This is a genomic window from Acinetobacter sp. AOR34_HL, from assembly GCF_027854795.1.
Classification (GTDB): Bacteria; Pseudomonadota; Gammaproteobacteria; order Pseudomonadales; family Moraxellaceae; genus Acinetobacter; species Acinetobacter junii.
The window spans coordinates 1-14,670 of record NZ_JAKTID010000037.1 but is presented as its reverse complement, the minus strand read 5'-3'; the positions used below and the strand labels follow the sequence as shown (position 1 = coordinate 14,670).

The 14,670-nt window shown below is 35.9% G+C and carries 16 protein-coding genes; 12 read left to right on the top strand and 4 right to left on the bottom strand.

The genetic code is table 11. The annotated features are described in order from the left end of the window. The coding region (locus tag MKL32_RS16195; RefSeq protein ID WP_442866712.1) for a transposase at positions 1-148 on the bottom strand (148 nt) is incomplete at its 3' end. Next, entirely contained in the window at positions 108-515 is a 408-nt protein-coding gene (locus MKL32_RS06220; protein WP_019509710.1) for an IS5/IS1182 family transposase, read from the bottom strand. The genes MKL32_RS06220 and MKL32_RS16195, both read right to left, overlap by 41 nt. 327 nt (positions 516-842) lie before the next feature. On the opposite strand from MKL32_RS06220, the gene MKL32_RS06215 reads away from it, so the two are divergent. The 7 genes from MKL32_RS06215 to MKL32_RS06185 all read left to right on the top strand — a co-directional run bounded on the left by MKL32_RS06215 (position 843) and on the right by MKL32_RS06185 (position 8,006). Continuing rightward, the gene (locus MKL32_RS06215) at positions 843-1,409 is read left to right on the top strand and encodes a TetR/AcrR family transcriptional regulator (RefSeq protein WP_004915445.1); all 567 of its coding nucleotides are present in this window, start codon (positions 843-845) and stop codon (positions 1,407-1,409) included. Between the two features lie 500 nt (positions 1,410-1,909). Further along, positions 1,910-2,221 (top strand): ArsR/SmtB family transcription factor, encoded by a 312-nt coding sequence (locus MKL32_RS06210; RefSeq protein WP_004915442.1) that lies wholly within the window; start codon positions 1,910-1,912, stop codon positions 2,219-2,221. Between the two features lie 81 nt (positions 2,222-2,302). Beyond that, on the top strand, positions 2,303-4,000 hold the full coding sequence (locus MKL32_RS06205; protein WP_126132509.1) for a SulP family inorganic anion transporter: 1,698 nt from the start codon (positions 2,303-2,305) through the stop codon (positions 3,998-4,000). Between the two features lie 201 nt (positions 4,001-4,201). Then, entirely contained in the window at positions 4,202-5,398 is a 1,197-nt protein-coding gene (gene sstT, locus MKL32_RS06200) for a serine/threonine transporter SstT (protein WP_042892429.1), read from the top strand. A 12-nt stretch (positions 5,399-5,410) separates the two neighbouring features. Further along, positions 5,411-6,091 carry a YoaK family protein gene (locus tag MKL32_RS06195; protein WP_270900308.1) on the top strand — a complete coding sequence of 227 codons (681 nt, stop codon included), beginning with the start codon at positions 5,411-5,413 and terminating at the stop codon, positions 6,089-6,091. A gap of 3 nt (positions 6,092-6,094) precedes the next feature. Further along, positions 6,095-6,634, top strand: a complete 540-nt coding sequence (locus MKL32_RS06190; RefSeq protein WP_004915432.1) for a DUF2058 domain-containing protein — start codon at positions 6,095-6,097, stop codon at positions 6,632-6,634. A 109-nt stretch (positions 6,635-6,743) separates the two neighbouring features. After that, positions 6,744-8,006, top strand: a complete 1,263-nt coding sequence (locus MKL32_RS06185) for a mechanosensitive ion channel family protein (RefSeq protein WP_005402716.1) — start codon at positions 6,744-6,746, stop codon at positions 8,004-8,006. Between the two features lie 88 nt (positions 8,007-8,094). Here the strand turns inward: MKL32_RS06185 and MKL32_RS06180 are convergent, their stop codons facing one another. Further along, positions 8,095-8,289, bottom strand: a complete 195-nt coding sequence (locus MKL32_RS06180) for a hypothetical protein (protein WP_126132510.1) — start codon at positions 8,287-8,289, stop codon at positions 8,095-8,097. Positions 8,290-8,561: 272 nt separating this feature from the next. On the opposite strand from MKL32_RS06180, the gene MKL32_RS06175 reads away from it, so the two are divergent. The 5 genes from MKL32_RS06175 to gcvH all read left to right on the top strand — a co-directional run bounded on the left by MKL32_RS06175 (position 8,562) and on the right by gcvH (position 13,636). After that, positions 8,562-9,497 (top strand): metal-dependent hydrolase, encoded by a 936-nt coding sequence (locus MKL32_RS06175; RefSeq protein WP_270900307.1) that lies wholly within the window; start codon positions 8,562-8,564, stop codon positions 9,495-9,497. Positions 9,498-9,719: 222 nt separating this feature from the next. Next, a complete protein-coding gene (locus MKL32_RS06170; RefSeq protein WP_005402719.1) occupies positions 9,720-11,570 on the top strand; it encodes an ABC transporter ATP-binding protein in 1,851 nt (616 codons plus the stop codon). Beyond that, positions 11,570-12,010: a MaoC family dehydratase gene (locus MKL32_RS06165; RefSeq protein ID WP_004961550.1), complete on the top strand. Its 441-nt coding sequence runs from the start codon at positions 11,570-11,572 to the stop codon at positions 12,008-12,010. Before MKL32_RS06170 ends, MKL32_RS06165 begins: the two co-directional genes overlap by 1 nt. 129 nt (positions 12,011-12,139) lie before the next feature. After that, the gene (locus tag MKL32_RS06160) at positions 12,140-13,165 is read left to right on the top strand and encodes an AraC family transcriptional regulator (RefSeq protein ID WP_005402720.1); all 1,026 of its coding nucleotides are present in this window, start codon (positions 12,140-12,142) and stop codon (positions 13,163-13,165) included. 96 nt (positions 13,166-13,261) lie between these two features. Next, positions 13,262-13,636: a glycine cleavage system protein GcvH gene (gene gcvH, locus MKL32_RS06155; RefSeq protein ID WP_004915409.1), complete on the top strand. Its 375-nt coding sequence runs from the start codon at positions 13,262-13,264 to the stop codon at positions 13,634-13,636. A 271-nt stretch (positions 13,637-13,907) separates the two neighbouring features. Here gcvH and MKL32_RS06150 read toward each other — a convergent pair whose 3' ends face one another. Continuing rightward, a complete protein-coding gene (locus MKL32_RS06150; protein WP_004912080.1) occupies positions 13,908-14,654 on the bottom strand; it encodes an IS5 family transposase in 747 nt (248 codons plus the stop codon). Positions 14,655-14,670 lie beyond the last annotated feature (16 nt).

Below are 14,670 nucleotides of genomic sequence, written 5' to 3'. Positions count from 1 at the left end.
TAAACAACTGGAAATCATGTGTACTCCCATGTGTAAGACCTAATGAAATAATCTGCATCGTTTCATAATGAATGATGAGTTGAGCTTTGATCGTATGTCGTTTTTTCTTACCGCTGTAGAATCTTTTCTGTTTTTTTGGGACGCTCAATTGTCATTTCAGTTGCATCGACAATAACAACATTCCAATCTATCCCTGCACCATGCGGTAGTTTCTTAGGTAAATGAAATTTATCAGATTTTATTAAAATATTTTCTATTTTATGAATAATTCTGGACGCAGTTGATTCGTGGATTCCATAACTCATAGCAACATGAAAGAGCGTGCGATATTCACGCCAATAACTTAGCGTCATTAACAGTTGGTCTTCAAGTGAAAGACTCGAAGGTCTACCTCGTTGAGTATTGACTTGGCTTGACTCTAATACTTCAAGCATTTCTAAAAAGGTTGAGGGTTGTATTCCAATCAGTCGTTTAAACTGACTATTTGATAGCATCTTTACTTTTTCATATTTCATGTACTGATGATAGTAGAACATGACTTTTTAATCTGGATAAAAAACAAACAAAACGTTGACCGTTTTTTGATTTTTGCAAGAAGTCTAAAATATAAAAATTAAAAAAAAGAAATATATGCAATAATTTGATTATTATAAATATTTCCATATTTTCAACTCCTTATTTTTATCATATATTTACAGTTGTTAATTAAAAAAACAGTTAAATAAATAAAGCCATTTTTCCCTATGATAATTGACCAATACCATGTAAAATTCCTGCCAAAATTGCATAACAGGACGCAAAAACAATGCTCTGTGTGGCAATGAGCAAACTTGAGGCTATGTATGTCAAAAAAAGAAGATATTATTAACACTGCTTTAAAACTCTTTAATTCGCATAGCTATAATTCGATTGGGGTTGATCGTATTATTAGTGAATCTGGCGTAGCCAAAATGACATTCTATAAATACTTCCCATCAAAGGAAAAATTAATCGAAGAATGCCTACAGCAACGTAATATCAATTTGCAAACATCATTAAATGCCTCACTATCCGCTTGTGATCCAAATGATTACATGAGTCAACTCAAAACTATTTTTAAATGGTATGAAGCTTGGTTCAACAGTGAAGATTTTAATGGCTGTATGTTTCAGAAAGCTTTGGAAGAAGTGATTAAGATTTACCCATCAACATTAGAACCAGCAACAAAATACAAAATTTGGTTAACCACACTTGTTCAAGGTTTGCTGACCAATATTGGTATCCGAAACCCATCTCATCTTGCGACATTAATCGTAAGTATCTTGGATGGGATGACCATTCAAGCACATATTAATAGACATTCTGTTGATATGGATGAATATTGGATGCGAGTTGAGCATTTAATTGCTTTCGAAAAAGCGTTGCCTTAAGTCAGCGCTTTTTATAAAAAATGAGTAAAAGAGAAGAAAAAAGTAAAGCGTGATTTATAGTTATTAGAATATCTCACGCTTGCGTCTGAGTCGGAAAGAATAATAAATATTATTACCCTCTGGCGGTCGTACAAATTGCACATCCCGATCCTTTTTATGCAGACAGATCATTCTGTCTTGTTTAAAAGTATACACCTATAAGTAACTTTCGCAATCTTTTTTTTAAATTTTTTATATTCTTTATTTAAATTAATTACATATTTTTATTGTTTAGTTTATTTAAAAGAAAATCAGTTTTTCCAATCACAATCAAAAAACAAGAAAAGTAAACTAAATCTCTTCTTTCCGTAAAATTACCAACTCGCGATTAAAATTGAGTTCACTTATCATTTTTTCTTATATACATCTTCACTAAAAACCATTGCATTTATCCACTTTTACTACATTTTTACCTTTTAGTCATTTTATACTAAACTTTAGTGCAGTTAGATGAGGTGAATATGCAAACAAGTCTTGAGATTGAAGCAATGAGAGAATCAGCAAGTTCAATAGTAAATGTGCTTAAATCTCTAGCAAACACAGATCGTCTAATTATTTTGTGCCATTTAGCTAAACAAGAGTTAAATGTATCTCAGATTGAAGAACAAACTCAGATTTTCCAGCCGACCTTATCTCAGCAGCTGATGATGCTAAGAAAAAGCAAAGTTGTCTCAACACGTCGTGAAGGAAAGCAAATTTTCTACTCCATTAGTGATCCTAAGTTACAAGTTGTGTTAACAACATTGTATGAGAACTACTGTCCAAATATTTAACGTTCATAAAGTTAGATTTAAATTTTAAGCTATTGGCTTCTCCTGCATAATATCGTTATAACGATATAAACTTTGATATGCATGAAAAAAATAGATTTGAGTATAAGCACTCTTTTTCCAGCTTTTAAATGGCTAAAAACGTATCAAATATCGAGCTTTAAATCCGATTTGATTGCTGCTTTTATCGTTCTCGCAATGTTAGTACCTCAAGGTATGGCTTATGCGATGCTTGCTGGTTTGCCACCTGTTATGGGTATTTATGCAAGCATATTGCCAATGATTGTTTATGCCTTCACTGGCAGTAGCACTACGCTATCGATTGGTCCTGTTGCAATCATTTCGATGATGGTCTTTGCAACACTAAACCCTTTATTCCCTGTCGGCAGTCAACAATATATCGAAGCGGCTTATCTATTGACCATAATGGTAGGTGTGATCTCGCTAGTTCTAGGATTATTGCGCTTTGGTTTTTTAATACAATTGATTAGCCATCCAGTTATTCAAAGTTTTATCATTGCTTCTGCATTACTGATTGCTCTCGGGCAACTTAAGTTTTTATTAGATATACCTCTTCAGTCAAATAATATTCCTGAATTTATTTCTAGCTTAGTCAAACATATACAAGAACTTAGCTTAATCAGTTTAATTTTCAGTTGTGCCGCCATATTAATTTTAGTGCTTTTACCAAAATTTGTGCACTCAGTTTTCCTGGCTCGAATTATCCCATTAATCGTTGTTATCTCATCAATCATTATCGTGGCAATATTTGATCTGGAACAAAATAGTTTAAAAACCGTCGGCACTATCCCGAGTGGTTTACCACATTTTTATTTTCCGTCATGGGGTTCTGAGCTTGCTTTTAAGCTCTTACCTAACGCGTTTATGATTGCCATGATCAGCTTTGTAGAATCTCTTGCAATCGCTCAGGCCACTGCTCTACAGAAACGTGATGACTTAAATAGTAGTCAAGAACTCATTGCTTTAGGATTCGCAAACATCGCAGCAAGTATTAATAATGGCTTTGCGGTTTCAGGTAGCTTGTCACGCACTGTGGTAAATAGTGATGCAGGTGCAAAAACACCGATTTCAGGCATCCTCTCCTCTCTCACTATGATTTTAGTCTGCTTGTATTTTACAGGTATCTTTGAAACTCTTCCCCTAACTGTATTAGCCGCTACAATTTTAGTCTCCATTTGGAAACTCATCACTATCGCTCCCTTTATCGAAACATGGAAATATTCAAAGGCAGATGGTTTTGCGATGTTAATAACCTTCCTCGGTGTAACATTTATTGATATTTCTACAGGTCTGATTATTGGTATTGGTCTTACTTTTATCATGTTGCTATGGCGTGTCAGCCGTCCACATATAGCTGTGATCGGTCTGATAGAAGGAACTCAACACTTTAGAAATGTATCACGCTATGATGTCATTACTGTTCCGACTATTGCCTCTTTTCGTATTGATGAAAACCTAAGCTTCTTAAATGCACACGTATTAAAAGGCTATGTGATTACTGAACTTAGTCAAAATGCAGAAATCCGACATGTGATTATAAATTGCTCAAGCATCAGCAACATCGATCTTAGTGCATTAGAAATGTTGGAAGAGTTAAATAAGGAACTCGCGCGTCTTAATATTAAACTACACCTGTCTGAAGTGAAGAGTCCTGTGATGGATCGTTTAAGAAAATCAAAGCTCGTGGATGAATTAACAGGTGAAATTTTTCTTTCGCATTATCAGGCAGTTCAAAGCATATCTCCTATTGAAAAAAATTAAGAGGACAGTGATAAATGCTGTTTTTTTATGCAAAAAGATAAAATGCTTTCTGATAAAACATTTGCAAAAACATTATGTTAATTTTTACGCAATTTTTTAATTAATTCATCATCAAAAAAAATTTTAATATTCATGGTGCTTAGGTATAGAATACGGCGCTTGTTTAACCTTAAACCGCACATGGGTTTGTAAGGCCTTTATATGTTTAGTGTACTGTCTCGCTTAAGTTTAGTTACCAAAATTATTATCGCTATCTTTTTAGGAATTGGCGTGGCAATGCTGTTTCCTAACTTTACACCTTATTTAAGTTTATTGGGTGAATTGTTTATTAAAGCTTTGAAGTCTGTTGCACCCATTTTAGTTTTCGTGCTTGTGTTATCTTCAATTGCGAATTTTAAAGTTGGACAGCATTCAAACTTAAAACCTGTCATGACCCTCTATGTAGTCGGTATGCTACTCGCTGCATTTAGTGCAGTGATTGCAAGTATTGTTTTCCCGAGTCAGTTGTTTCTTCATCTAACTACACAATCAGAACTACAAGCACCTGGTAGTTTAGCTGAAATCTTAAAAAATCTTCTTTTAAGCTTTATTGCAAACCCAGTACAAGCAATTAGTGAAGCAAACTTCATTGGAATTTTAGCTTGGGCAATTGGTTTAGGCATCGCATTGCGTCATAGTTCTGATACAACCAAAAAAGTACTTACAGATGTTGCAGATGCGGTCAATAAAATCATTCATGTTGTTATTGGATTTGCTCCAATCGGTATTTTCGGTTTAGTCGCTGTTACTTTTGCTGATGCAGGTTTGGCTACTCTTTCAAGTTATGCCCATTTACTTATGGTACTTCTTGGTACGATGTTCTTCGTTGCTCTTGTAATTAATCCAATTCTTGTTGGAATTACAATGCGCTCGAATCCTTATCCATTAGTTTTCAAATGTTTGAAAGAAAGTGGTATTACTGCTTTTTTCACGCGCAGCTCAGCAGCGAATATTCCTGTGAATTTAGATTTAGCTCATCGTTTGGGTGTCAATGAAGCAACTGCGAGTGTTTCGATTCCTTTAGGCGCTACGGTAAATATGGCGGGTGCAGCTGTAACTATCACAGTATTAACATTAGCCGCTGTACATACACTAGGTATTCACGTTGATTTAAGCACAATGCTTATTTTATCAGTTGTTGCCACAGTATCCGCTTGTGGTGCATCTGGTGTTGCTGGTGGTTCTTTATTGCTAATCCCTGTTGCATGTAGCCTATTTGGTATATCATCAGAAGTCGCAATGCAAGTGGTTGCTATTGGTATGATTATTAGTGTTTTGCAGGACTCAACTGAAACTGCATTAAACTCATCAACTGATGTTTTATTCACTGCTGCAGTAGATTTTCGTAACCGTCAATAATCGTAGGTTATTATGCCTTTACAACGTTTACCAAACTGGATTCAAATCGGTGCTTTTTTATTGGCATTGAATGCAGGAATGGTAAACGTTTTAGGTTTATTTACTGTTCTTCATCAATCTGTTTCTCATATGACTGGAAATGTCAGTATGCTTGCAATGAGCTTACTGGACTGGCAACCTGACCACTTTATTTACTTAGCTTTAGTCGTTATTTGTTTCGTTATTGGTTCCTTTTATAGTGGACTGATTTTAGGAAATAGTAATGTGACTTTTGGTCACCATTATGGATTTCCGCTCAGTCTTGTTGCTGTATTTTTATTCCTCACATGGCTGCTCCTCCCTTACTTCCCTCATTATGGTCTTCTTTGGGCTTGCGTTGCAATGGGTGTTCAAAATGCAATGGTTAGCCATTACAAAGGAGCAATCATTCGCACCACACATCTGTCTGGAGTTTTGACAGATATTGGTTTGACAATTGGCTACAAAGTTCGAGGTTTAAAAATTGAAAATAGGCGTATTTTTTTACATTTTCTAATTTTTACGGGTTTTTTAGTGGGTGGATTGATTGCCAGTTTGCTTTATCCTTATTTAAAATTACAAACTTTTCTCATACCTGCAGGACTGAGTCTTGCATTAAGTATGACCTATTGGATCGTTTATTTTCGCTCTTCATCACACTCAGATTTGGATTGAATTATGGTAAAAAATGCATTACAAGCTCAATTGCTTAAAGCGGGCTTAGTTGATAATAAAAAAGCGAAGAAACTAACCAAACAGGCTCAGCACGAACAGCGCACTGGACAAAATGATGATGCTGAATTAAAAGCTGAAATTGATCGTGCAAAACAAGAGAAATTAGCAAAAGATCAGGCATTAAATTTAGAAAAGCAAAAAATTCTTGAAGAAAAAGCGTTGAAAGCCTCGATCATTCAAATGATCAAACAACATAAAGTTGAAAATACAGAGGGTGATATTGCTTATCAATTTATTGATGAGAACAAGATCAAAAAAGTTTACATCAATCAACAAATTTATAATGCGCTGGTATCAGGTTCTCTTGTTGTCGCAAAAGATCAGGAACAATACGCATATCTACCAAAGGCTTTAGCCGAGAAAATTGATCAAAAAATGCAAGGCTTCATTTTGGTTAATAATAAAGATGAGAAAAATGACCAAACTACAGATGAAGAAGATCCTTACGCAGCATATGTGATCCCTGATGATCTGATGTGGTAATTGAATGTAATAACACCTTACAGTTCGTATATAAACTGTCAGCAAATTATCAGAATTCAATTCAACACCTTACAATTCTCGCATTAAAGAATTTTAAGGTGTTTTTATTTTGAATTATTTTAATTTTATTAGCGATATTCGAACTGAATTGAGCCAATACCCTTGGCTAGAAATGTTAGTCGCTTTATCAATTCTGATTTTCTTTGCCGCTTTGGCAAACTTTATTGCTAAAAGAATTATCGTTCGTGGTATTAGACATTTAATCACCAAATTAAAATCACCAAATCAATCAATCTTTGCGCAACACAGTATTACTCGTCGCTTTGCAAATATCGTCCCTGCTATTGTGATTATGAATGGTATTACGACCATTCCGCATCTCCCAGCCAAAGTGATTACATTTGTACAAATGGGTGCTCAGGCATTTATTTTCCTGACTCTAGCCTTAACGGTTAGTGAAGCACTCAATATTTTTAACTTACTTTATCAACGTAACCCAAAATCCAGAAACAAACCCATCAAAGGTTATCTTCAACTCATCAAGTTAATCCTATTTGTCGTTTGTGGTCTGATGATCCTAGGCACCTTCCTTAAAAAAGATGTATTTACTTTATTGGCTGGATTTGGTGCGATGGCAGCGGTGTTAATGTTAGTTTTCCAAAACACGATTCTGTCGTTAGTTGCAAGTATTCAAATATCTTCTTATGACATGGTGCGCATTGGTGACTGGATAGAAATGCCATCGCTAAACGCGGATGGTGACGTAATTGATATGTCATTACATACTGTGACGGTACAAAACTTTGATAAGACATTTACAACCATCCCAACCAACAAACTTGTGACTGATACATTTAGAAACTGGCGCGGGATGAGTAACTCGGGTTGTCGTCGCATAAAGCGTTCGATTTTTCTTGATCAAAGCACTGTTCACTTTATGACAGATACAGAACAACAGAAGTTAAAAGAGTTTTTATTATTAGATCAATATTTAGATGCAAAACAGTCTGAAATTGATGAGTTTAACCAACAACTCAGCAATCAATCGCAATACAACAAGCGACGTTTGACTAATGTTGGTACATTTAGAGCATATGTTGAATTTTACTTACGTCAACATCAAGGTATCGCGCAGCATCAAACTATTCTGGTGCGTCAGTTACAACCTACAAGCGAAGGACTACCTTTAGAAATTTATGCATTCACCAATACAATTGCATGGGCTTCTTATGAGGCAATCCAATCTGATATTTTTGATCACTTAATTGCAATTATCCCAGAGTTTGGACTGAGAATTTATCAAGCTCCATCAGGACATGATTTTCAAGCTTTGAATCATCAAAATACAAATAACGTTGAGCAAATAGTTTAAGGTACCCATATAAAAATAGCCTGAAAGGTGTAGTAACTATACCTCTCGGGCTATTAAGTATTTTAAAGTCAGTTTAAGCTCTTTTAAACTAAGACACATTTAACTCTTCATCTTTAGTAAGCGTAATTGCTGTGAGCATAGGTATACCTAAAATTACAGGAACGACAATAATCCATAAATCCGTAACGATTTTCTCGGAAAAGAAAAAGTGAATTGAAAGTGCTGTAATAATTAAGACTGAAAATAAAACAGCGACAAATCGAACCGTAAACTTTAACAACATATTCTTTATCCTATTCAGTTTTTGTATTTCACTCTCAGTATATACCCCTCTGATGAATCAATTTTGGTTTTTTATCGCATAGTTTTAATAAAACAAAAGTTAGATTCAATAAAATCTTGATTTTGAGTTGATCCATCTACTTGGCTGCCTATTTTTATCATTAGACACTAGGAAATGATGCTTATTCGTCCTCAAAGCACATGGAATGCAACTTGATGCAATGCTAAAAATGATGCATCAAAATAATTCGTAATTTCATTTGGGTGACATATATGATTTTAGAAAGCCACCAAATCAAAGCAAGAAAAGTGCATTTCGACTTCTCAGAATCTTCAGTGTGCTGGATGAAAAACGATCCACTCTGTTCTCATGTGGCAAATGGAATCAACATGCTTTTACCTGCTGGTGAATTTTGGTTTTGTCGCGTATTTAATAAAACCATCCCTCTCATAACAGATGAAAAATTAAAAGAAGATGTTATTGGATTTATTCGCCAAGAAGCTACTCATGCTCGCGCTCATGAAAATGTACAAGATTTTTTAAGGGAAAATGGCTACGACGTTCAAGATCAACTAAATCGTGCCCACTTCTTATTTAATATACTTTTAGATGATAAGCCTTCGGGACTTCCAATACTTAGAAATAAAGCGCTTGAAGAATATTGGTTATTATTCCGTGTTGGTATTATCGCTGCGATTGAACATTTCACTGGAACTATTGGTCAATGGACACTAGAAAGTAAGTCTTGGGATTCAGCACACCCAACTATGGCTGATTTGTTTCGTTGGCATCTAGCTGAAGAAGTAGAACATCGTTGTGTAGCCTATGATTTATTTGAGCATCTTGTAAAAAATAAATTTGGCTTCTATCTATCTCGTCAAGCGATCATGATGGTGATCTTTCCTCTGTTCATTTATCTACTTGCTGATTTTGCCCGTGGTTTAGCAACTCAAGATTTAGAGAATGAGAAAATGCAAAAGCTCATTCGCCAAAGTTTCTTTAATTTCATTCTAGAGTTTGAAAAAACTGCAACTCAAACAGACCATCTTCCTACGATTAAATATTTGTGGAAAGCAACGCTTCGCTGGGTTTCGCCGAAGTTTAATCCTGTCGATGAAGGCAATACAGAACAAGCATTGGCATATATGGCTCAATCTCCTGCCGTCAAGTTCTTTGAGCAACAAGACCATCGCTCAAAAGTCAGTTAAGATTTAAGTTTAGATCAAAACAAAAAAGATAATTTAAAGTAGACTTTAAATTATCTTTCCTCCCTTGCAATGGTAAATTTAGTTTCACTTAATTACGGGCTATAATTTTATCAATTTTTACCATTGGTTATCATTTTTACCTTTTGTGATTTTCTATACATTTTTTCTGATATGCTACAGGTTGAAGTTAAGTTAGTACTTTGGACCAAGGGGAAAGTTTAGATGTTGCAATGGTTTGAGAAATTAGTTGATCCTTATCCAACAAAAGACTTAAACAAACCATTACCAACCACTTTTTTTGCTTTTGTTTGGCAAGCCACCGAGGGCGTTCGACCTTTTTTATTTTTACTGATTTTATGTGCTGCAGCTGCTGCTTGTTTTGAAGCTTTATTTTTTTCATATATCGGAAAACTAGTTGATTGGCTCAGTAAAAGTCAACCAGATACCTTTTTAGCAACGAATCAACAGAATCTGACTATCCTTATTAGCATTTTATTTGCGAATATATTTTTTGTAAGTATTCAATCAATTATTAAACATCAGGTTTTATTTAGTAATTTCCCAATGCGGATGCGTTGGCGCTTTCACAATTTACTATTACAACAAAGTTTAGATTTCTTCCATACTGATTTTGCAGGTCGACTCTCTGCCAAAGTTATGCAAACAGCTTTAGCTGTACGTGAATTTTGGATGATTTTAGGCGACATGTTGGTCTATGTACTTATCTATTTCATTACGATTAGTCTTGTACTTGGCTCAATCTCGCCTTTACTCATTGTTCCATTACTCTTATGGTTAGCATTGTTTATCGGTATTGCGAGCTACTTTATTCCTCGACTAGGTCGCGTCTCTCAAGAGCAAGCCGATGCACGAGCTGTGATGACAGGACGTGTTACTGATGCATACACCAATATTCAAACAGTGAAATTGTTTGCACATGCTGGTCGTGAAAGCCAATATGCAAAAGAATCCATGAAAGAATTCATGGTGACTGTTTATAAGCAAATGCGATTGGCTGTCAAATATCAAATCTGTATTCGTCTTCTTAGCGCATTTCTCTTTATTAGTGTTATTGGTACATCTGTTTGGCTTTGGACCGAAGGCCAAGCTGCACTAGGCGTAATCGCGGCCACAACCGCAATGGTACTTAAACTTGATAGCTTAGCTGAGTTTATCATGTGGCATGTCACCATGCTTTTTGAGAATGTAGGTACGATTCAAGATGGTATGAAAACCCTAGGTAAGCCAATCGAGATTCAAGACAAACCTGATGCCACTGAACTCAAAGTCCCTCATGGTGAAATTAGTTTTGAAAATGTCAGTTTTGCTTATAACGACAAAAACGTTATTGATCACTTTAATCTAACCATCAAACCTGGTGAGAAAATTGGCATTGTAGGTCGATCAGGAGCAGGAAAATCAACGTTAATCCAACTGCTTCTACATTTTTATTCGATTCATCAGGGTCGTATTCTTATCGATGGTCAAGATATCCATCAAGTGACTCAAGATAGTCTCCGTGCAAATATCGCACTGGTCACCCAAGACACCTCTCTACTACATCGCACTGTTGCGGAAAATATTAAATATGGTCGACCAAACGCTACCCTTGATGAAGTATATCAAGCAGTTAAAAAAGCAAAGGCTGATGAGTTTATTCCTCAACTAAGTGATCAAAAAGGTCGTGTAGGCTTCGATGCATATGTGGGTGAACGTGGTGTCAAACTATCAGGTGGACAACGCCAACGTATTGCAATATCGAGAGTTTTCCTCAAAGATGCCCCTATTTTGATACTTGATGAAGCAACCAGCGCGTTAGATTCTGAAGTTGAAGCCGCAATTCAAAGCAGTTTAAATGACTTGATGGTAGGCAAAACGGTTATTGCAATTGCACATCGATTATCTACTATTGCACAAATGGATCGTCTCATTGTTCTTGATCAAGGCAAAATTGTCGAGCAAGGCACACATGAGCAACTCATTGCAAATGATGGCTTGTATGCCCAACTATGGAAACGTCAAACAGGCGGTTTTCTTGTTGAGCAACGAGTAACTCAGCAGGATAAAGAATAATGTTGTATTTAGAAGATTTGAAAATTGGAGATCGTTTCATCAGTCGTGAGTATGAAATGACACTTGAAGAAGTTAAACAGTTTGCAAGTCAATACGACCCTCAACCCTTTCATCTCAATGAACAAGCAGCAGCTCAACATCCAATTTTTCAAGGCTTAGCTGCAAGTGGTTGGCATACATCAGCCGTAACGATGCGTCTTTGGACTGAGTGTTTCCCTATTGCAGGCGGTTTACTGGGTTCAGAGTCAAGTTTACGTTGGCCAAGGCCAACACGGGTTGGCGATAAAATCCATGTGGAAGTTGAAATTACTGCAATTGTGCCATCAAAAACTAAAAATGATCGTGGTATCGTCAGCTACGTAACACAGGCTTTGAACCAACACGGTGATGTGTTATTAATATCTAATACCAAAATTATGGTTTTTAGAAAACCTTCTTGATTTTTGAACATTTGGTGACTCTCTTGTCCAACAATTTTTATGATTCAATCTTTTATTTCATGCAAATATGTTCGAGACCTAGATGTTTAAAAGATATGGGCAAAAATTGATGAGCGCCACGGAAAGCACATGAAAACAACCTCAACTCGTCAAGATCAAGGAATACCAGGCGTTTACGGCTTATTGCTATTAGATGTCGTTTCACGTTGGGGATACAACGATGAAACTTTATTTGCTCCATTTCATTTGACTAGCGAACTTCTAGCAGATCCTAACTATAGAATTCCAACACCTGTAGCAAACGAATTAGTAAAACATGCATTACGCCTGACAGGTGAAAGTACACTTGGCTTTCACTTAGGCACACAGATGCGTATTTCAATTCACGGTTTTATTGGCTATGCCATTATGACCGCACATGAAATTACTGATGCGATAGCCCTTGCGAGTCGTTTCATCCAATTACGCTTACCTTTTTTACAACTTTATTTCTCGACTTTTGGTCCCAAAGCCACCCTACAACTGCAATGTGATATTGATGTAGAGCCACTCAGAACGGAGATTATTCTAGGGCTGACGATTGGCATCATGACCATGGCAAAGGCATTAACTGGTATTGAAGATCTTCAAAGTGAAGTGGATCTAGATTTTCCAGAACCCGAAGGTTTTGATAAATACAAAGACAAGTTGAATAGTACGATCCGTTTTAACCAGCCACATTTAATATCGAGTTTTGATAAAAAATATCTTGGTTTAAAAATGGTGAATGCTGATCCAATCGCAAGCCAAATCGCAATTAACCAATGTGAATCTGAATTATCAGCATTGGGTGAGCGTCGTCGTCTAGCGATGCGTGTTCGTGATATTTTAACCAATTCTGAGCAACACTATTTAAGTATTGAGAGTGTTGCAGAACGCCTTCATATGTCTGACCGTACCCTCAAACGACAATTAGCTGCTGAAGGAACATCTTTTTCAACACTAGTCGATGAAGTTCGATATCGTCATGCGACTTCTCTGCTCTCCCGAACAGATTACAGTTTGGAACAAATTGCAGATGAATTAGGTTATTCTGATGTCGCTAACTTCAGTCGTGCATTCAAACGCTGGAGTGGTCGTAGTCCGAGTAACTGGCGCAAAGACCCATATTTGTAATATTTTCAGTGCATCATTTATTGATGCTTTTGTTTTTATTGAAAAACCTGTATAAAGCCAAACAAAAATGATGAGACAGATTTTTAAGGAGTTGTCATGAATCATCCAGAAGATTTGAAATATGCGCGCACGCATGAATGGGTAAGAATCGAGGGTGACCTTGTTGTTACAGGTATTACTGATCACGCTCAAGATGAGTTAGGTGATTTAGTATATGTAGAAACTCCAGAAGTTGGCAGCCAAGTTACGGCTACTGAACAAGCTGGAATTGTTGAATCTGTAAAAACAGCTTCTGACATCCATGCTCCTATTTCAGGAACTGTGGTTGAAGTAAATACTGCACTTGAAGATGATCCTGACTTTGTCAATGAAGAGCCATATGGAAAAGGTTGGATTTACAAAATCAAACCAGACAATATGGCTGATGTTGAAAAATTACTCTCAAATACAGAGTATGAATCAGGTTTGTAATTTTCGATTCTATTTAAAAAAACCCAGTGTTTGATCACTGGGTTTTTTATTAGATAGTTATAAAAAGTTTGATGAGGTTAAGCCCATTTACTAAAGCTAACAACTGGTGAACAAGTATTGTTCTAAAACAACTATAAATAGCCGAGTTATCGCAAGCAAAACCATGATGTTTAGCATCTAAAACTTTATAAAAACTTTTGCATAAGCATTTTGATTATCTTAAAAACTCAGAATATTAGGGTCTGTTGACATTTACTGTTCATAATTAAACCTATAAAGGTAGCCATAAAAATATACAGGCTAAGGCAACAGCACTTTGATAATTTCTTTTGAGCTTGTCATATCGAGTAGCTATCCCTCTAAATTGTTTTAATCTACAAAACATATTTTCAACTAAATGCCTGATTTTATATAAATACCAGTCCATATGATCATTGTTCGATTGGCTATTTATTTTCTTTGGTATATTCGCTTTTGTTCCTGTTTTTCTGATCTGCTCACGCAGTGGTTCTGAATCATAGCCTTTATCTGCGCATACCACTTCTGTCTCTTTTAAATCTAATGTTGCTATTAAATCAGGTGCAACTTTGATGTCATGTGTAGTGCCATCGGTAATCATGAAATCAATAGGATTGCCATGTGAATCAACAATCAAATGTATTTTTGAGGAGTTTCCTCCTACACTTTTAGAAATGGATTGATTCGCTATACCGGCAGAATGTTGATGAGCACGTACGTGAGAGCCATCAATAAAAATCCACTCCATATCGGGGCATGATGCTAATAATTTGAATAATCTAAGCAACTTACCGCTGCTTGACCAACGATTAAAACGTTTGAAAATAGAGTTTGATTGACCGAAATAGGAAGGAATATCTCGCCACGGACAGCCTGTTCTAATTCTATAGAGAATAGCTTCAATAAAATTACGTAAATTTGAGTTGTGATGAATAGATAAATTACGCAAAATAGTTTTCAACTTTTGCCAGTGTTGATCTGTCAGCATGGTACGAGGCATAGCGAATAGTAAAATT